This window comes from Enterobacter cloacae complex sp. P13B (genome assembly GCF_014895915.1).
Taxonomy (GTDB): domain Bacteria; phylum Pseudomonadota; class Gammaproteobacteria; order Enterobacterales; family Enterobacteriaceae; genus Enterobacter; species Enterobacter bugandensis.
Window position 1 is genome coordinate 43,375 of sequence record NZ_JADBQN010000027.1, and the last position, 17,256, is coordinate 60,630.

General features: G+C 52.8%; 18 protein-coding genes. 7 read left to right on the plus strand and 11 right to left on the minus strand.

Going from position 1 to position 17,256, the window contains the following annotated elements; all coding sequences use genetic code 11:
- Positions 1-91 precede the first annotated feature (91 nt).
- The gene (gene flhC, locus IM273_RS12855) at positions 92-670 is read right to left on the minus strand and encodes a flagellar transcriptional regulator FlhC (RefSeq protein WP_013096051.1); all 579 of its coding nucleotides are present in this window, start codon (positions 668-670) and stop codon (positions 92-94) included.
- 2 nt (positions 671-672) lie between these two features.
- Positions 673-1,023 (minus strand): flagellar transcriptional regulator FlhD, encoded by a 351-nt coding sequence (gene flhD, locus IM273_RS12860; protein WP_028013654.1) that lies wholly within the window; start codon positions 1,021-1,023, stop codon positions 673-675.
- Positions 1,024-1,818: 795 nt separating this feature from the next.
- On the opposite strand from flhD, the gene uspC reads away from it, so the two are divergent.
- Positions 1,819-2,247 carry a universal stress protein UspC gene (gene uspC, locus IM273_RS12865; protein WP_028013655.1) on the plus strand — a complete coding sequence of 143 codons (429 nt, stop codon included), beginning with the start codon at positions 1,819-1,821 and terminating at the stop codon, positions 2,245-2,247.
- A gap of 16 nt (positions 2,248-2,263) precedes the next feature.
- Here uspC and otsA read toward each other — a convergent pair whose 3' ends face one another.
- From otsA to araF, 5 genes are all read right to left on the minus strand, one after another.
- On the minus strand, positions 2,264-3,688 hold the full coding sequence (gene otsA, locus IM273_RS12870; protein WP_028013656.1) for an alpha,alpha-trehalose-phosphate synthase: 1,425 nt from the start codon (positions 3,686-3,688) through the stop codon (positions 2,264-2,266).
- The gene (gene otsB / locus IM273_RS12875; RefSeq protein WP_028013657.1) at positions 3,663-4,466 is read right to left on the minus strand and encodes a trehalose-phosphatase; all 804 of its coding nucleotides are present in this window, start codon (positions 4,464-4,466) and stop codon (positions 3,663-3,665) included. Before otsB ends, otsA begins: the two co-directional genes overlap by 26 nt.
- Positions 4,467-4,642: 176 nt before the next feature.
- A complete protein-coding gene (gene araH, locus IM273_RS12880; RefSeq protein ID WP_032644894.1) occupies positions 4,643-5,623 on the minus strand; it encodes an arabinose ABC transporter permease AraH in 981 nt (326 codons plus the stop codon).
- Between the two features lie 14 nt (positions 5,624-5,637).
- Positions 5,638-7,152, minus strand: a complete 1,515-nt coding sequence (gene araG / locus IM273_RS12885; RefSeq protein ID WP_028013659.1) for an L-arabinose ABC transporter ATP-binding protein AraG — start codon at positions 7,150-7,152, stop codon at positions 5,638-5,640.
- Between the two features lie 71 nt (positions 7,153-7,223).
- On the minus strand, positions 7,224-8,213 hold the full coding sequence (gene araF, locus IM273_RS12890) for an arabinose ABC transporter substrate-binding protein AraF (protein ID WP_193051463.1): 990 nt from the start codon (positions 8,211-8,213) through the stop codon (positions 7,224-7,226).
- A 787-nt stretch (positions 8,214-9,000) separates the two neighbouring features.
- On the opposite strand from araF, the gene IM273_RS12895 reads away from it, so the two are divergent.
- Positions 9,001-9,504, plus strand: a complete 504-nt coding sequence (locus tag IM273_RS12895; protein WP_028013660.1) for a non-heme ferritin-like protein — start codon at positions 9,001-9,003, stop codon at positions 9,502-9,504.
- Between the two features lie 164 nt (positions 9,505-9,668).
- The gene (locus IM273_RS12900) at positions 9,669-11,012 is read left to right on the plus strand and encodes an anaerobic C4-dicarboxylate transporter (protein WP_028013661.1); all 1,344 of its coding nucleotides are present in this window, start codon (positions 9,669-9,671) and stop codon (positions 11,010-11,012) included.
- Between the two features lie 40 nt (positions 11,013-11,052).
- On the opposite strand, the gene IM273_RS12905 is transcribed toward IM273_RS12900, so the two are convergent.
- The 3 genes from IM273_RS12905 to IM273_RS12915 all read right to left on the minus strand — a co-directional run bounded on the left by IM273_RS12905 (position 11,053) and on the right by IM273_RS12915 (position 12,254).
- Positions 11,053-11,304, minus strand: a complete 252-nt coding sequence (locus IM273_RS12905; RefSeq protein WP_028018595.1) for a DUF2766 family protein — start codon at positions 11,302-11,304, stop codon at positions 11,053-11,055.
- A gap of 109 nt (positions 11,305-11,413) precedes the next feature.
- Positions 11,414-11,497: a stress response protein AzuC gene (azuC, locus tag IM273_RS12910; protein ID WP_014884364.1), complete on the minus strand. Its 84-nt coding sequence runs from the start codon at positions 11,495-11,497 to the stop codon at positions 11,414-11,416.
- Between the two features lie 118 nt (positions 11,498-11,615).
- The gene (locus IM273_RS12915; protein WP_028013662.1) at positions 11,616-12,254 is read right to left on the minus strand and encodes an RpiB/LacA/LacB family sugar-phosphate isomerase; all 639 of its coding nucleotides are present in this window, start codon (positions 12,252-12,254) and stop codon (positions 11,616-11,618) included.
- Positions 12,255-12,508: 254 nt separating this feature from the next.
- On the opposite strand from IM273_RS12915, the gene yecR reads away from it, so the two are divergent.
- The 3 genes from yecR to tyrP all read left to right on the plus strand — a co-directional run bounded on the left by yecR (position 12,509) and on the right by tyrP (position 15,005).
- Positions 12,509-12,847, plus strand: coding sequence for a YecR family lipoprotein (gene yecR, locus IM273_RS12920; RefSeq protein WP_069733035.1), 339 nt, complete (start codon positions 12,509-12,511; stop codon positions 12,845-12,847).
- A gap of 203 nt (positions 12,848-13,050) precedes the next feature.
- Entirely contained in the window at positions 13,051-13,548 is a 498-nt protein-coding gene (ftnA, locus tag IM273_RS12925) for a non-heme ferritin (RefSeq protein ID WP_028013664.1), read from the plus strand.
- Positions 13,549-13,793: 245 nt separating this feature from the next.
- Positions 13,794-15,005, plus strand: coding sequence for a tyrosine transporter TyrP (gene tyrP / locus IM273_RS12930; protein ID WP_193051461.1), 1,212 nt, complete (start codon positions 13,794-13,796; stop codon positions 15,003-15,005).
- 34 nt (positions 15,006-15,039) lie between these two features.
- Here the strand turns inward: tyrP and IM273_RS12935 are convergent, their stop codons facing one another.
- A complete protein-coding gene (locus tag IM273_RS12935; protein ID WP_193051459.1) occupies positions 15,040-15,708 on the minus strand; it encodes a YecA family protein in 669 nt (222 codons plus the stop codon).
- A 415-nt stretch (positions 15,709-16,123) separates the two neighbouring features.
- Here IM273_RS12935 and IM273_RS12940 point away from each other — a divergent pair, with 415 nt between their 5' ends.
- Positions 16,124-17,245, plus strand: coding sequence for a branched-chain amino acid ABC transporter substrate-binding protein (locus IM273_RS12940; protein ID WP_028013667.1), 1,122 nt, complete (start codon positions 16,124-16,126; stop codon positions 17,243-17,245).
- Positions 17,246-17,256 lie beyond the last annotated feature (11 nt).

The following is a 17,256-nucleotide window of genomic DNA, read 5'->3' on the forward strand; positions in this document are numbered from 1 at the left end:
GACGTCCAGCTCGCAGCGTTTACCGTTTGCGGGGTAAAAAAAAGCAGCGGTAATGACTTACCGCTGCTGGAATCTTGCCCACACGTTCGGGTTAAACAGCTTGTTCGATCTGTTCATCCAGCAGTTGTGGAATAATATCGGCAGCATCCCGGGAAAGTTTACGTCTTTTTACTGCGCGGGACGGCGGCTGACATAAACTACAGGCGAAGCTGCCTGCAGGCTGATGAGCATGGGTAATAAAATTGCCGTCGCAACAATTGCAGCGCGACAGTTCAAGCATTCCGCTCTCAACAAAACGCACCAGCGTCCATGCGCGGGTCAGCGCCAGCAGAGGGCCTTCTTCCTGCTGTGGGCATTGTTCAAGGTAAAGTTTGTACGCTTTGATCACGGCGTCTACGCCGCTACACAAACCGGTTTTGAGAAGATACTGCCAGGCATTACAGAACATGGAAGCGTGGATGTTCTGCTCCCAGGTCATAAACCAGTCCGTAGAAAACGGCAGCATGCCTTTCGGCGGGGGACTACCGCGTAACTCTTTATACAGTTTGATGAGGCGACCACGGCTCAGCTGAGTCTCGCTTTCCAGCATTTGTAAACGAGCACCCAGCGTAATCAGCTCCATGGCCAGCTGTATGTCACGCGCTTCCTGAACAATGCTTTTTTCGCTCATTGCTAGGCCCTTTTCTTACGGGCTGCGTCATCAGGTTGACTGATGTCGCTAAGCAAGCGAGTGGAGAGCAGGATACCGGTATGGATCTGTTGCAGATCGTCCACGCGGGATTCCTGCGTCAGACGCGTTATCGTCTGCGGATTATCAAAACGGAACTGGCACACCAGTTGATTCGTTTCCGCCAGTTTTACCATCTGCGGGAGGGTTAATCCACCCAGCATGGTTGCCATTTCTTCGTTAATACCCAGACGAAACATCGCGGACGCTTTGTCCTGACTAATTAAACGCTGCGCGAGCAGTAAATATGACAAATTGATGTCATAGATATGTTTTAGCAACTCGGATGTATGCATTGTTCCCATCCCGAATAACCAACTATTATTTTTATGCGGAAAGACCGCACCCCGTGATGTCGCCGGGAAATCACCCGGTATAAAAAAGAAAAGGCTAAATGCATAGTTGAATCTAGGTTTGTATTCATCCAAACGCGTAAGGGATGCAACGCGGTTACATCTCTTACAGGTTTTATCATTTCTTACAAATAACTAAGATTTTTCCTAATTCGACGCAAACTCTACTCGCCAGATTTGACACATACAATGCAGCCACCCTCAAATTTAAAAAAAATGTGATCCACGTCACACAATTTAAGTGAATGTTACCCATAAATCCATCAGTATGACTTCTAATTTGCTCATTTTTTAAGCAATCAGCACTATTTTGTATTCTTAATCGACGAATACTCATGCATACGCGTGAGAATAAGTGGCACGCAATGTGCTTTTACCCGTGCGTGCGGTATCAGCAATCGTTTACATCGCGCATGCGTCAGGGACACATTTTGATTACTTCGATAAAACATACAGTTATGCATTTCTGGCAAAAAAATTGTTTCATTGCGTGACCATTCGAAATGCGTTTATAACTTGTTAGAACGATTCAATAGTGAAAGCGAGGATTTGTGTGACTTACGTTAAGTTGTTAATTTTTTTCATTTAGGCGCATTTATCAGTTATTCTTCTTATAAGAATAATTAATGAATAATTATGATAAGCTTCACACTAATGTCGTTTTCAAGTCTTGCGAAACCAGGAAATTCGCGGTAATGGTGATGAAACGCTGTCTGTCAGGCATCTAAGGAGTGCGCCATGAGTTACTCCCATCTTCTTGTTTCTGTTGCCGTTTCCCCCGAAAGCCACCAGCTTGTCGCCCGGGCCGTATCCATCGCCCGGCCGCATAATGCGCGCATCAGCCTCATTACCCTCGCGGCCGAGCCCGAGATGTACAATCAACTGGCGGCCCCGATGCTGGAAGATATTCGTGAGGTTTTGCAGGAGGAAACGCAGCAGTTTCTGCGAGAGCTTGTCGAAAAAGCAGAGTACCCCATTGATCAAACCGTTATTGCGACGGGGGAACTGAATGCCCATATTCTTGATATGTGCCGCAAGCAGAATATTGATTTAGTGATTTGCGGGAACCATAACCACAGCTTTATATCGAGGGCTACCTGCGCGGCAAAATCTATTATCGCCTCAAGCCAGGTTGACGTGCTGTTAGTGCCGCTTGGGGGGGCTTAACCCCCCCAGAGGAATATCAGGCGAGTTTAGGGAAGGTCGCGATCTTTTTTTGCAGATCGCCTTCGTGACTTTGCGGGGCTATTTCGCGTAGATCCTGAATAAAACGCGCCTGCCAGTGATTTATATCGTTATTCCGGATCGTCTCCATCATTTCGGCATGGCGGGAAATTCGCTCCGTCAGCGGCATGGTCAGCGCGCGATTGAGGGCATTTGCCACATCATCCCGATCGTAAGGGTTAACGAGCAGCGCTGAGGTCAGTTCGTTCGCTGCCCCTGCAAACTGGGAAAGCACCAGCACGCCCGGATCCGCCGGGTCCTGAGCCGCCACGTACTCTTTTGCCACCAGGTTCATCCCGTCGCGCAGCGGCGTAACCAGGCCAACGTCGGCGTAGCGGAAGACCTTCATCAGGATCTTACGGTCAAAATGCTGATTCAGATAAAAGAGCGGCGTCCAGCCCAGTTGGCCGTAGCGCCCGTTGATGCGCCCCGCTTCGGTCTCCAGCTGATGACGAATATCCTGATAGGCCTGCACTTCCCCGCGCGACGTTGGCGCGATCTGGGTATAGCGGATTTTACCGTGGTGCTGAGGGTATTTATCCAGCAGCGTTTCATACGCCAGGAAGCGTTCCGGCAACCCTTTGGAATAATCCAGACGCTCTACCGAGAAGATATTCTTCACGTGCTTGAGTTCATTCTTAAGCTGGGCCAGCTTCGGCGGCAGCGGGCCCGAGGCCTGTTCCGCAATTTCGTCGGGTTCAATACCAATCGGATAGACCTCGGTGTGGAAGGTTTTGCCCCACGCCGTATGGGTTTTGCCGCCGTTGGTTACCAGGCGCGTTTTGCCTGACACGGAGTCCAGGAACGCGAGACGGTCATTTTCGGTCTGGAAGCCCAGCAGGTCATAATCACACAGCGCCTCCAGCAGTTCTTCATGCGGCGGCAGCGCGGTGAAAATTTCCGGCGTCGGGAACGGAATGTGCAGGAAGAAGCCAATTCGGTTATTGACTCCCCTTTTACGCAGCTCTCTGGCGAAGGGGAGCAGATGATAATCGTGGATCCATAAAATATCGTCTTCCTCAATTAAAGGCAGCAGTTTATCCGCCAGCAGCGCATTCACCCGCGAGTAGCCCTCGAAGGATTCACGCTGAAATTTCACCAGGTCAAGACGATAGTGAAACGCAGGCCACAGGACCGCGTTGGAGAACTGCGAGTAATACTCGTCATAGTCTTTCTCTTTGAGCGCAAATGATGCCCACGTAATGTTCCCGCGCGTTACCTTTTTAAGCGGTTTCTCTTGTTCATTGATTTCACCGCTCCAGCCAAACCACAGCCCGCCAGCAGCTTTTAAGGCACCTAATACCCCTACCGCCAGGCCACCTGCACTGGCTTTTTTATCATCAGGCGGTGCAATTCGGTTAGAGACGACGACTAAGCGACCCATAATGGTTTCCCCCTTTGTTTTGCGCTATTTGTTGTTGTTGCTGGTTAGCGATATCAGAAATCCACTGCCAGACGGCCTCGACATTCGCCAGACGCCACTCTGCGACAGTGTCACCAGGCCCTACCTTGACGGCGATCCCTCCGGCCTGTTTCACCACGCGAAAACCGGCCTCATCGGTCAGGTCATCGCCAAAAAATACCGGTGTACGTCCCTTAAATGGCGGTTCCGCCATAAACGCCGCAATAGCGGCTCCCTTATTGATGCCCTCAGGTTTTATCTCAACGACGCACTTCCCCGGCTGCAGCGCGAGCTGCGGATGTGCATCGGCCACGCTGCGGGCAATCGCAAAGATCGCCGCTTCGTGATGCGGAGCCTGCCGATAGTGCAAGGCGAACGCCATGCCTTTCGCTTCCAGTTCCGTGCCCGGGAGCGACGCCAGCGCCGAGGAGAGTTCAGTATGTAACGCCTGAATTAAGGTATCGGGGAGTGATACAACATGCAGTTGATCATGGATATCGCGGCGCTCCGCTCCGTGTACACCGGCCAGCGGAAAGTGGTAAGGACTGGCGAGCACGTCCAGCTCGGCCATTGAGCGCCCTGAAATCAATGCCAATGCGCCCTCGTTCAATCGAGAGAGCTGCTGCAAATTCTCTAGCACCGTATCCGGTACGACCACGTCGTCAGGATGCGGCTGGATCCCGGCGAGCGTCCCGTCGAGGTCAAAAAAGAAAGCATATTTTCCGGGCAGTACAGGCGGTGCGGTTAACAAGTCAGCCACCCTAATCCTCCTTACGGTTTACGAGAGGTAAACGCCTTTACCTCTTTCATAGCCATGTAAGTATAGACAGTGTGATGGGCCTCGCCATTTGACAACCGCCCCGCCAGCAAAACTGGCGAGGCGGTTCAGAGGTCAACTATGGTTATTAGTTGAGCAATAAAAAGTCAGCGCTGGGGTTACACGGTACGCTTCGCTTTTTGCTTGTAACGGTCGAAAATCACGGCTGCCAGCAGGATCAGGCCGCGCACGACGTACTGAGAGAACGGCGAAATATTCAACAGGTTCATGGCGTTTTCCACCGTGCCCAAAATCAGGATACCGGCCACCACATATGAGATTTTTCCGATGCCTCCTTTAAGGGAAACGCCCCCTAAAACGCACGCCGAGATGACGATCAGCTCATAACCGATAGAAGTCATTGGCTGGCCGCTGGTCATACGCGACGCCAGAATAATCCCCGCCGCGGCGGAGACCAGCCCGGAGAGCACGAAGATAATAATCTTGGTGCGTACAACCGGCACCCCTGCCAGACGAGCCGCTTCTTCATTGCCGCCGATCGCCAGCGTATTACGGCCAAAGGTGGTGCGGTTCAGCAGGAAGCCGAACAGGATCAGGCAGGCCACGGTGAGCCAGATAGGCGCAGGCAGGCCCAGCCAGTTGGCGTAGCCCAGCGTAAAGAAGCGCTCGTCTTCAATCCCTACCGCTTTACCGTCGGAGATGATATAGGCCAGACCGCGGACTATCTGCATCGTTGCAAGCGTGGTAATCAGGGCATTAATCTTCAGGCGTGCGATAACAAAACCGTTCACCAGACCGCTGATCACGCCGAGCAACAGACCGGCAAAAACGCCAATCCACAGGCTTTCCGTCATGTTGATCACCACCGCCGTGGTGACGCCCGCGCAGGCGATAACCGAGGCCACCGACAGGTCGAAATCACCGGAGGCCAGACAGAAGAGCATGCCGCAGGCCACCATGCCGGACATGGAAATCGCCAGTCCCAGCCCTTTCATATTAATGAAGGTGGCAAAATTAGGGACGAAGATTGCACAGGCGATGAAGAGTGCGGCAAAGACCACCAGCATGCCGTACTGATCCCAGATACGTCCAAAACTAAAAGCCGACTTCGGCGCTCCGGATGTAGTAACAGAGGACATCATTAACTCCTTACTCAGGCGACAGCCTGGCTGACTTTAGGCATGGCGAGGTTCAACGCCTGTTGTTCATTCGCCTGTTCATGAAGTAATTCACCGGCGATTTCGCCTTCGCGCATCACTACAATGCGGTCAGCAACGCCAAGCACCTCAGGCAGATCGCTGGAGGCGAACAGCACCGCCACGCCGCGTTTTGCCAGTTCATATATCACGTTGTAAATCTCGTGTTTTGCGCCCACATCGATACCGCGCGTCGGCTCGTCCAGCAAAATGACCTTCATATCCTCCGACAGCCAGCGGCCTAAAATGGCCTTCTGCTGGTTTCCTCCTGACAGATTCATAATCAGCTGTTCCGGTCCCGGCGTTTTGATATTCAGCGAGCGAATATGATGGTCGGCGTTGCTCGACTCCCAGCCGTCGTTAATCAGGCAACCCGCGCGGATAAATTTACGCCGGGCGGAAATGTTGATGTTGTCGCGCACCGAATGCACCGGAATGATCCCCTCCGCCTTGCGGTCTTCCGGGCAGAGCATCATCCCGGCCCTGATTGCGTGGGCGGGTTTCTGGATATCCACCTGCTCGCCGTCAATGGAGACCTGCCCTGCGGTAATGCGTGTACCGCCGAACAGCCCTTTCATCAGCTCGCTGCGCCCCGCCCCAACAAGGCCAAACAGACCGACGATCTCACCGCTGCGTACGGATAACGAAACCGGCGTTCGCACGCCCGGCGCTTTGACGTTGTCCAGACGCAGGCGCTCGGGGCCGTACTCGCGCGGTTTCCAGTGATAGATATCGCCCAGATCGCGCCCGACCATCGCCTGAACAAGCTGATCATGGTTAACCTGCTGCATATCGGTAAAGGTGCGCACATAGCGCCCATCCTTAAATACGGTGATGGCATCGCTCAGGGCAAATATCTCCTCCATGCGGTGCGACACGTACAAAATGGTGCGGCCTTCCTGCCGCAGCTCGCGGATCACGCGGAACAGGTTTTCGATTTCACGCGCGGAGAGCGAACTGGTGGGTTCATCAAAGGCAATAACCCTGGCGTTACGCGCCAGCGCCTTGGCAATTTCAACCATCTGCCACTGGCCGATGGAGAGGTATTTCAGCGGGGTCTGGGGATCGACGTCCAGACCAAGATGCTTAAGCTGCAGCCCCGCTTCATAATTAAGTAGCGAACGATTCACCACGCCGCTTTTGTGCGGAAGCTGGCCTAAATAGATATTTTCGGCCACGGTCATCTCAGGGATGAGGTGCAGTTCCTGATAGATAATGGCGACCCCGGCGTTGAGCGCCGCCGTGGTATCGGCAAAAGCCACCTCTTCACCGCGAATGGCCAGCGTGCCGGTTGTTGGCGCGTAGTTGCCGCTGAGGATTTTTAGCAGCGTGGATTTCCCCGCTCCGTTTTCCCCCATCAGGGCATGAACCTGGCCGGCATAGCAGTCGAAGCTGATATCGGTCAGCGCGTTAACACCGGGAAACGTTTTCCCGATGCCGCGAAAAGAGAGATACGGATTAGACTGTTGCATAACGACTCCGTGATTCCTGTAGTGTGTACGTCTGGCCCCTTACGGCGAGTAAGGGGCACAATCACAGCGTATTACTTACCGCCCAGTCCCTTTTTCGCCAGTTCCTCTTTGAAGTTGTCGCGGGTAATCAGCACCACGTCGGTCACTTCGGTAAATTTCGGCGGTTCAGCCCCTTTGGTGACCCAGTTGTAGAGCATTTCGCTGGATTTGTAGCCGTGAACGTCCGGGCTTGGCAGCAGAGAGCCGTAGAAGCCGGTGGCCTGCGCTTTGGACAGCTCGCTCACCGCATCCACGCCGTTGATGCCGATCCCGATAACGTCAGGCGCCTTGAAGCCCTGACCTTCCGTCGCGCGCACGCCACCCAGCACGGTGTTGTCGTTCATGCCGACCACCAGCCAGTGCTTCACTTCCGGGTGCTGGACCAGCATAGAGTTCGCCGCGTCAAAGGCGCCCGGGATGTCGTTGGATTTGGTTGGCACTTTATAGATCTGTTTTTCAGGGAAGCCGGCCGCTTTCAGCGCGTCCATTGAACCGGTCGTACGACGACGCGCCGTGTCCAGCTCGTCTGCGGTGATGGCCATGACGGCGGTCTCTTTCACATCCCAGCCGCGTTTCTGCATCTCTTTATAAAGCTCCTGCCCCTGACGTTCACCGATTTTGGTCGCCGCCATCATGACCAGCGGAACGCTGTCCATCGGTTTGCCTTTGGCGTTAACGAACTGATCGTCAACCGCAATAACCTTCATGTCGTAACCGCGGGCTTTCGCCGCAATTGCCGATCCGAGTTTTGGATCCGGAGTGCAGATAACAAAGCCTTTCGCGCCGCTGGCCGCCAGGCTGTCGATGGCGTTCAGGGTTTTTTCACCGTCCGGCACGGCGATTTTAATCACTTCAAAACCTAAATCTTTTCCGGCTTTATCAGCGTATTTCCATTCGGTCTGGAACCAGGGTTCTTCCGGCTGTTTTACCAAAAAACCGAGTTTTAAATTCTCAGCGATAGCGGATTGTGACATAACGGCAGCCAGACCGATGGCCGCCAGCGCTTTAGTAAATTTGTGCATGGTAAACTCCAGCTTTAGCATTCTTTTCTGTAGGGAAGATTTGCGTGCTTCTTATTTAATCGGACTTAAAACAAGGCATTAGCGCTTACCTCGTCATAAGCGTTATTGCTGGTGATAGTTTTAGCGGGAAATTAATCATCCATAAGAGAGCCCCATCACACCGCAGAATTACAGTAATTGCGTACATAAATTCAGCGAAAAATGACATAAAAAAGGCAGGAATTGTCTGACAAATGAAAGCAGGGTAAGCAGAATTATCCATAAGATTAGCTAAGAAATCCCTGATGCCTTACGGCGGATGTCGCTGCGGCTCTCCCCTGACGGGGATCCATGCTTTTTATCAAAAAAACGAACGCATCATGAAAAGGCGTTATTCCGTTAAAATTGACTTAGCGCAAATTCAGCAACGCATCATATATTTGAAATGAATAATCTGTATTTATTTTTCTTACAGAGCATTATTCCGGCTAAATGTTCACGAAAGTAAATCAGTATCCCTCCAAAGACACTTAGCCTTTAATATCAACAGCTTAATAAAATTTCATTTGGTGGCTATATATTTGTATTTTTGTACTATATTAAACTTTGTAATGTATGGTAAACACAGCCTAATTAAGAGTTTTCTTAATCCTGAGACAAAGGTATGCTTATTTATATCGAACACAGGAAGTGAATTTTCGATCGATTTTAGTCACTGCAAAAATTGCAATTCTGTTTTTCTTCGTATTTGCCTGGCTGTCAGGTTAAGCAGCGGACATCACGTCCCACAGTCTATAAGGATATGAGTATGGCTACCCAAACGATGATGCAAAAACTTAACGCGCAGATGAACCTTGAGTTCTACGCCTCGAACCTGCACCTTCACCTAAGTGCATGGTGTTCTGAAAAAAGTCTCACGGGCTCTGCCACGTTCTTTCGTTCACAGGCACAAAGCAACGTCACCCATATGATGCGCGTCTTTAACTTCCTGAAGGCCGCGGGGGCTAACCCGGTTGTTAAAGCCCTTGATGGGATCAACGAAAATTACTCTTCTCTGGAAGAACTGTTCCAGAAAACGCTGGAAGAGCATGAGCAGCGCTGTACGACGCTCAACAAGCTGGCCGATGAAGCCAGAGCACAGCATGACATCATCACTCTTAAATTTTTACGCGATATGGATAAAGAACAGCAGCAGGACGGTATGCTGCTGAAAACGCTGGCGGATGAGATCCACAATGCGCGCCAGGCCGGTTTACGCCCGGAGCAAGCCGACCGCCACCTGCTCGATCTTGTGACGGTGCAGCACCACTAAGCGTTTAACCTGCCTTTGCCCTGGTTCAGGGGGGGCAGGTTCCTTCTTATTTCCCCAACCCTCTGCTTTTGCTGAAATTTAACAAATCAGATCTCGCTCTCAATGATTAACCTTACAAAATGTAATGATTTATTTAATTACATAATCATTGACGAGGGAAAAGCATGATCACCATTGAGTTTGTTGTCATTCTCCTCTGCCTGCTGACGGGAACACGTTTCGGCGGCATGGGGCTTGGGTTAATCAGCGGTATTGGCCTTTTTATTTTGTGTTTTGTCTTTGGGCTCCAGCCCGGCAAGCCTCCGGTTGACGTCATGTTAACCATTCTCGCGGTGATAGGCTGTGCCGCTACCCTGCAGACCGCGGGTGGCCTCAACGTCATGATGCAGTTTGCTGAACGCCTGCTGCGCAAACACCCGCAGCACATTACGCTTCTCGCCCCTTTTACCACCTGGATGCTGACCTTTCTGTGCGGCACCGGGCACGTGGTCTACACCATGTTCCCCATCATTGCGGATATCGCCCTGAAAAAAGGGATCCGCCCGGAACGCCCAATGGCGGTGGCATCGGTGGCATCCCAGATGGCGATCACCGCGTCTCCGGTTTCCGTCGCCGTTGTGTCGCTGGTCTCCATTCTGGCCGCACAGCATGGGATTGGGCACGCCTGGGGGATCCTGGAAATCCTCGCCGTATCGGTTCCCGCTTCGCTTTTCGGCGTCGCGATCGCGGCCCTGTGGAGTTTACGTCGGGGGAAAGATTTGGCTGACGACGGGGAGTTTCAGGAGAAACTGAAAGATCCCAAACAGCGTGAGTTTATCTATGGCGGCACGGAGACGTTAATGAACCAGCGTTTTCCGAAGCAGGCCTACTGGTCGACATGGATTTTCTTTGCCGGTATTGCGGTGGTAGTCCTGCTCGGGGCTTTCCCCGAACTGCGCCCGGCCTTCGAGCTGAAAGGTAAAATGACGGCCCTGTCGATGAACCTCGTCATTCAGATGATGATGCTCATCGCCGGTGCCGTGATGCTGATGGCCTGCAAGGTCAATGCCTCAGCCATCTCAAACGGTGCGGTATTCAAGGCCGGTATGGTGGCGATCTTCTCGGTGTTCGGGGTGGCGTGGATGAGCGATACCTTTTTCCAGGCGCATCTCGATGAGTTAAAGCTGGCGCTGGAAGGGGTGGTGAAAAGCCATCCGTGGACGTATGCCATCGTGCTTTTCCTGGTGTCGAAGCTGGTAAACAGCCAGGCGGCGGCCCTGACGGCCGTGGCGCCGATGGGATTGATGCTGGGCATCGATCCAAAAATGCTGATCGCCTTCTTCCCGGCGTCCTACGGCTATTTTGTTCTGCCGACTTACCCGAGTGATTTAGCCTGCATCGGCTTTGACCGCTCGGGAACAACCCGCATCGGCAAATTCATCATTAACCACAGCTTTATTCTGCCGGGGCTAATTGGCGTGAGCTGCGCCTGCGCGGCGAGCTACCTGCTGGTCCAGACCTTCTTTTAACGTTTTCAACGGGCGACACGCGCGGTCGCCCGTTCGCGTTTTAATGAGACTCGCTCTGCGGCGTAAAGCGCAGTTCAATCAGCGCGATGGCTTTCTGGATCGCGCGAAGCGTCACCGGGTCGGCAGCCGCGGGATGGCTGGCAAAATCGATGTTTTTCAGCTGCGTGGACATCTTTTCGCGCACTTCAACCGGTGCAATAACGTCCAGAACATCAAGAATTTGCTTGATAACCAGCTGACAGGCGACAACGTCAGAGACCAGTTCCTGATCGGCGCTCAGGTTTTGTGACATGGGGGTTTCTCCTTATTCAAAGGCCGCCATAGTATCAAAACGTGGCCCGTGACATCTGCCCTTCATTGCCGCAGGACACAAAAAAACCCGCCGAAGCAGGTTTTTTTTATCAGAACATGGCGCCAGGCGGCACGTCTTTAAAAGTGCGGCAGTAATTGGCCCACATACTTTTCAGGATTTTGCGCAGTTTCATTGTGATGCTCCATTAACTTGTTATACAACTTTATTGTCAATGTGCCTATAATATGACCATCGTCACAAAAATCAATATTTTTGTGACGCATATCACAATTTAAACTGCGCAGTGCGCATTAACCCACGATACTGCGAACAAAATCCTCGATCGCCTTATCCTGGCAATTTTCAAAGAAGCACTGCTGGAAACGCGGGCCGGAAACAGCGGTCTTCACCAGCTCAGGATCGATGGCGCGCAGCGAGTCAAGATAGTTATCTTTTACCACGGCCGCTTTTACCTGGTTCAGAATACCGGCGTTACGCACCTGTGGCTCTTTACGCTCTGGAGGATAACCTTCCCCTTTTCGTCCGGTAAACGCCTTTTCAAAGATAAAGCGAACGTTTAGCTCCGCTCCCCAGCCAAACCCTTTGGCAAAAGGCAGAGAGAGCGCATTGCCGTTATTGATTTGCGCGAAGAGAAACGCGTCTGCGGGATCGATGCAGTAGCCGCAAATCACGCCGGGGTGGATGTTTAACGACATCAGCGCCCCCTGCCCGGTGCCGCAACCGGTGACCACAAAATCCACCGCTTTCGCATTCAGCAAAATGCTCGCCATAATACCCAGGTGGATGTAGGTCAGGTGATGATCGTTTTCGTCGCTCATACCCACGTTGTAAACCGGGAACCCTTTTTCATCGGCTACCGTTTTCAGCTCTTTTAATATGACTGGGTTTTTAGCCGCCTGGCTGTTTTCCATCATCAGTGCAATTTTCATCGTGTCTCTCCAGAATGCGCTGCGGGCGCTCCCCGCCATGGATACCTGTTCCCGTTCATTCTGGCATCAAATAAACAGACTTTCAAAGTAAATGAAATAGAGTTTTAAAAATCCAATGCACGCTCACAATTTTGTGAAGGGGAGGATCTACGCCGTCCGTTGCAAAGAGTGAGGGTAGATCGTCCGGCTATTCCTGGCATTGCAGCGGGCATCTGCGGGTACGATAACGTATTTCCATCCACTCAGAGCGAACCATGAAAAGAGCCATCGTAGTCGCTACAGTCCTGCTGCTCGCGGGATGCAGCGTTAAACGCCAGGCGGAAATCAGCAGCCTCGACGCGCCGAACGGCATTGTCCGCCTCGACTATGGCCAGGCCGTGCTGCAAAACGCCTGGTCCGATGAATATGTTAATAACGGTACCGCGGTAAAAGCCTGTCAGAACATGGGCTATGCCACCGCCTCTGCCTACGGGCAACCGGTCAAAACCTGTACCCTGACAAGCGGCTCTTTGTGCCTGAACGAGAGCGTTACTATCCAGTATAAGTGCATGGGGTATGCCGTTAACCCTAAGGCAAATAATCCCTGGTATTAATCAAAGCTGCCAGCGTTTGCTGGCGCTTTATTTAACTAAGAACAAAAATAATTCGCATTAATAAAAATAAATATCGCCAATGCGTTTTATTCCCATTCGTATTTTAAACGAACAAATATTTAATTTTACGTTTTGCAAATAATTAAATAACAAATTATAGTGTCGCTCATTATGAACCCGTAATAATAATCCGGAGCGCCACCATGCTGAAAACTGAAATGATCGACAAGCTCAATGCGCAAATGAACCTTGAGCTCTATTCATCCCTTCTCTACCAGCAGATGAGCGCCTGGTGCAGCTATCACAGCTTTGAAGGTGCGGCCGCGTTTCTGCGTCGTCACGCCCAGGAAGAGATGACCCACATGCAGCGCCTGTTTGATTATCTGACCGATACGGGCAGCCTGCCGCGCATCGAGAACGTGGCATCGCCTTTTGCTGAATATAATTCTCTCGACGAACTGTTCCGCGCCACCTACGAGCACGAACAGCTGATCACCCAGAAAATTAACGAACTGGTTCATGCGGCAATGATCGGCCAAGATTATCCAACCTTTAATTTCCTGCAGTGGTACGTTGCGGAACAACACGAAGAAGAGAAGCTGTTTAAATCCGTGCTGGATAAATTATCCCTGGTGGGTAAATCCGGCGAAGGACTTTACTTTATTGATAAAGAACTGTCGACTCTCGATACGCAGAATTAATATCAGCGCGGTGCCGGTTTCCGGCGCCGCGTTAATTTACCTTTCCCCTGCATTAAAACACGCATTTTATTCCCCATACGCCTTATTTACGTCACGCCTGACCGTCGCCCCACTCAGGATGGGCAGTAGCGCAATACGTAAACTTTTCATTACACGTCTTGTAACGGTGGTTTGACGAATTACCGCTTTTGCCTTACTCTGCGCCGCAGATTTTGTTGCGGTTAAGCGTCGTTGTAGAGGAAAGCGTGAAGAACAGAACCCTGGGAAGTATTTTTATCGTCGCCGGAACGACGATTGGCGCAGGAATGCTGGCAATGCCTCTGGCTGCCGCGGGAGTGGGATTTGGGATGACCCTGCTGCTGCTTGGCACGCTCTGGGCATTAATGTGCTATACCGCACTGCTGCTGCTTGAGGTTTACCAGCATGTGCCCGCCGATACCGGGCTGGGTTCGCTGGCGGCGCGCTATCTGGGACGCTACGGCCAGTGGATCACCGGCTTTAGCATGATGTTCCTGATGTACGCCCTCACGGCCGCGTATATCAGCGGTGCCGGAGAGCTTATCGCCTCCAGCGTCAACGACTGGTTTGGCTCTGACATTACCCCTGCAACGGGGGCCATCTTCTTTGCGCTTATTGGCGGCGGCGTGGTCTGCGTGGGCACATCGCTGGTCGATCTCTTTAACCGTTTTCTCTTCAGCGCCAAAATTCTGTTTCTGGTTGTCATGCTGGCGCTGCTGGCACCGCACGTGCACAAGGTGAACCTGCTGACGCTGCCGCTGGAGCAAGGGCTGGCGCTTTCCGCCATCCCGGTCATTTTCACCTCGTTTGGCTTCCACGGCAGCGTGCCGAGCATCGTCAGCTATATGCACGGCGATGTCCGCAAGCTGCGTCGTGTGTTTGTTATCGGCAGCGCCATTCCGCTGATCGCCTACATTTTCTGGCAGCTGGTGACGCTGGGTAGCATTGACTCTTCAACCTTCGTCGGGCTGATGGCGCAGCACGCTGGCCTGAACGGTTTTCTGTTGTCGCTACGCGAGGTGGTCACCTCGCCGCACGTGGAGCTGGCGGTTCACCTGTTTGCCGACCTGGCGCTCGCGACCTCGTTCCTGGGCGTAGCGCTCGGCCTGTTCGATTACCTGGCCGACCTGTTCCAGCGTCGCAATACTGCCGCCGGACGGTTACAGACCGGAGCCATTACCTTCCTGCCGCCGCTGGCGTTTGCGCTGTTTTACCCTCGCGGGTTTGTGATGGCGCTGGGCTACGCGGGGGTGGCGCTCTCTGTCCTGGCCCTGCTGCTCCCTTCTCTGCTGGCGTGGAAAAGCCGTCAGCAGCATCCTCAGCAAGGATATCGCGTCGCGGGGGGAAAACCGCTGCTGTGCGTTGTGTTTGGCTGCGGGGTAATGATTATTCTGGTGCAGGTGTTGATTGCCGCCGGGATGCTGCCGGAAGTGGGTTAAAGATAAAAGGGGCTATCATCAGCCCCTTTTTTTATCAGTGCAGGCAGCAGCTCTTAAACTTCTTCCCGCTGCCGCAAGGACACGGATCGTTACGCCCCACCTTCGTGCCGTTCACGACAGGCTTCTTCGCTTCCGGCTGCTGCGGGTTCTCCACCCAGTAGTTGTATAAGCGCAGGGCCGCAGGCTGGATGCTCTCGATGCTGGCGATATACTCCTCTTCGGACAGTTCATCCAGCTTCTCGCTGTTCTCTTCCGTTCCGTGCAGGGCAATCACGTCGAGATCGGCCTTCAGGGTTTCCGGCAAGGCTGACCAGTCCGTCAGCGCCACGCCGCGCATATAGCCATAGCACCACTCTTCGAACACGGTGTAACTCTCACCGTCAACGTCGTTATAGCCGAACAGCGGCTCAAACTGATCCGGGTATTCGCTCAGGCGCTCGGCAATGTCGTTCATATGCTTAAAGCAGAGATCGATAAAACGGTTCATCTCGCGATCGTTTTTCCAGCGAGGGATGTACTTCTCCCCGCCCCACACCGCCACCAGCCAGGCATCTGGCTCAACGACAACAGGGCCGGAAAGCACTGCAGTAAGCATGCCGTCCAGTTCGGACACGTCAATCACGGACGCATCGTCATGACCGTAAGACATTAATGTCTCTTCCAGCCACGCCATTTCGCTTTCATTTAATGGACCTTCCGTCATCGCGGACACTCCTGATAAAAAAGGAAAGGATCCTACCACAGATCGCACGCCTGCCCTGGCTGAAGTTTAGGTCTTTATTGCTGCAAAAGTGTGCAAATCGTGACCGTTGCACAACTTATGGGCTTTATTGTTAACGATGTGTGATCTCCGCTGTAAATTCTTCTCCTGGCGCAGGGCGGGATAACGCGGCGCTCTATACTCAAACATGTCATAACCCCGTCAAGGGGTTAACCATTCTGGCAACGTTTTTGCTTGCTGTTCTTCGCGCGACGCTGCGCATGGAAACCTCGCCGTATCACGCAGGATGCCGTTCGTTTAGTGCATTTTGTTCTTGCTCGTGTTTTTGGATTGGCTGCGCCCTGGGCGTTCAGGCTTACGCCGTGGTGCAAAAACCTCTTTGCTAAGGAACATAATAATGTCGCTGAAATTTATCAAAACGCCTGTTTCTCTTGTGCTGGCCGGTTGTCTGGTAACGGCATTTTCCGCCCGGGCAGATATCGTGATCGGTGTCGCCGGACCGTTCACGGGCCCTAATGCCACCTACGGCGATCAGTACTGGCACGGCGCAACGCAGGCCGCCGAAGACATTAACGCCGCAGGCGGTATTAACGGTGAGAAGATCAAGCTGGTTCAGGGGGATGACGCCTGCGAGCCTAAGCAGGCGGTGGCCGTCGCCAACCGCTTAGTCGACCAGGATAAGGTCAACGCCGTGGTCGGCCATTTCTGCTCCTCTTCCACCATGCCCGCCTCCGAGGTGTATAGCGACGCGGGCATCATCGCGATTACTCCCGGCTCAACTAACCCGCAGATCACCGAACGCGGCATGAGCGACATGTTCCGCATGTGTGGCCGCGACGACCAGCAGGGTCAGGTCGCCAGCGACTTCATTATCGACAAGCTGAAAGCCAAACGCGTGGTCATCATTCACGATAAAGACACCTATGGACAAGGGCTGGCAGACGCCACCAAAGCGGCGCTGGCGAAGCGCGGGGTCAAGGATGTGATGTATGAAGGTTTATCCCGCGGTGAAAAAGACTTTAACGCGCTGGTGACGAAGATCGGCGCGCAAAAACCGGACGTGGTGTTCTTCGGTGGCTGTCACCCGGAAGCTGGCCCGCTGGTTCGCCAGATGCGTGAACAGGGGGTGCAGGCGAAATTCTTCTCCGGCGACTGCATTGTCAACGAAGAGATGGTGACGGCAGCGGGCGGCCCGCAATATACCAACGGCATTTACATGACCTTTGGTAAAGATCCGCGCCTGATCCCGGACGGTAAAGCGGTTATCGACAAATTCCGCGCCGGTAAATTCGAGCCGGAAGGTTATACCCTCTACTCCTATGCCTCCGTACAGGCCATTGCCGCAGCTTTCAAGGCCACCGGCGGCAAGGATTCCGCGAAAGCCAGCGAGTGGCTGAAAGCCAATTCCGTCGACACGGTGATGGGCAAAAAAGCCTGGGACAGCAAAGGCGACCTGAAAGTGTCTGACTACGTGGTTTACCAGTGGGACGACAAGGGAAAATATAAGGAAGTGCAGTAACGGGACGGAAT

Coding starts and splice junctions, on each gene's coding strand:
- flhC (WP_013096051.1), bottom strand. CDS start 670: ATGAGCGAAAAAAGCATTGTTCAGGAAGCGCGTGACATACAGCTGGCC.
- flhD (WP_028013654.1), bottom strand. CDS start 1,023: ATGCATACATCCGAGTTGCTAAAACATATCTATGACATCAATTTGTCA.
- uspC (WP_028013655.1), top strand. CDS start 1,819: ATGAGTTACTCCCATCTTCTTGTTTCTGTTGCCGTTTCCCCCGAAAGC.
- otsA (WP_028013656.1), bottom strand. CDS start 3,688: ATGGGTCGCTTAGTCGTCGTCTCTAACCGAATTGCACCGCCTGATGAT.
- araH (WP_032644894.1), bottom strand. CDS start 5,623: ATGTCCTCTGTTACTACATCCGGAGCGCCGAAGTCGGCTTTTAGTTTT.
- araG (WP_028013659.1), bottom strand. CDS start 7,152: ATGCAACAGTCTAATCCGTATCTCTCTTTTCGCGGCATCGGGAAAACG.
- araF (WP_193051463.1), bottom strand. CDS start 8,213: ATGCACAAATTTACTAAAGCGCTGGCGGCCATCGGTCTGGCTGCCGTT.
- IM273_RS12895 (WP_028013660.1), top strand. CDS start 9,001: ATGGCTACCCAAACGATGATGCAAAAACTTAACGCGCAGATGAACCTT.
- IM273_RS12900 (WP_028013661.1), top strand. CDS start 9,669: ATGATCACCATTGAGTTTGTTGTCATTCTCCTCTGCCTGCTGACGGGA.
- IM273_RS12905 (WP_028018595.1), bottom strand. CDS start 11,304: ATGTCACAAAACCTGAGCGCCGATCAGGAACTGGTCTCTGACGTTGTC.
- azuC (WP_014884364.1), bottom strand. CDS start 11,497: ATGAAACTGCGCAAAATCCTGAAAAGTATGTGGGCCAATTACTGCCGC.
- IM273_RS12915 (WP_028013662.1), bottom strand. CDS start 12,254: ATGAAAATTGCACTGATGATGGAAAACAGCCAGGCGGCTAAAAACCCA.
- yecR (WP_069733035.1), top strand. CDS start 12,509: ATGAAAAGAGCCATCGTAGTCGCTACAGTCCTGCTGCTCGCGGGATGC.
- ftnA (WP_028013664.1), top strand. CDS start 13,051: ATGCTGAAAACTGAAATGATCGACAAGCTCAATGCGCAAATGAACCTT.
- IM273_RS12935 (WP_193051459.1), bottom strand. CDS start 15,708: ATGACGGAAGGTCCATTAAATGAAAGCGAAATGGCGTGGCTGGAAGAG.
- IM273_RS12940 (WP_028013667.1), top strand. CDS start 16,124: ATGTCGCTGAAATTTATCAAAACGCCTGTTTCTCTTGTGCTGGCCGGT.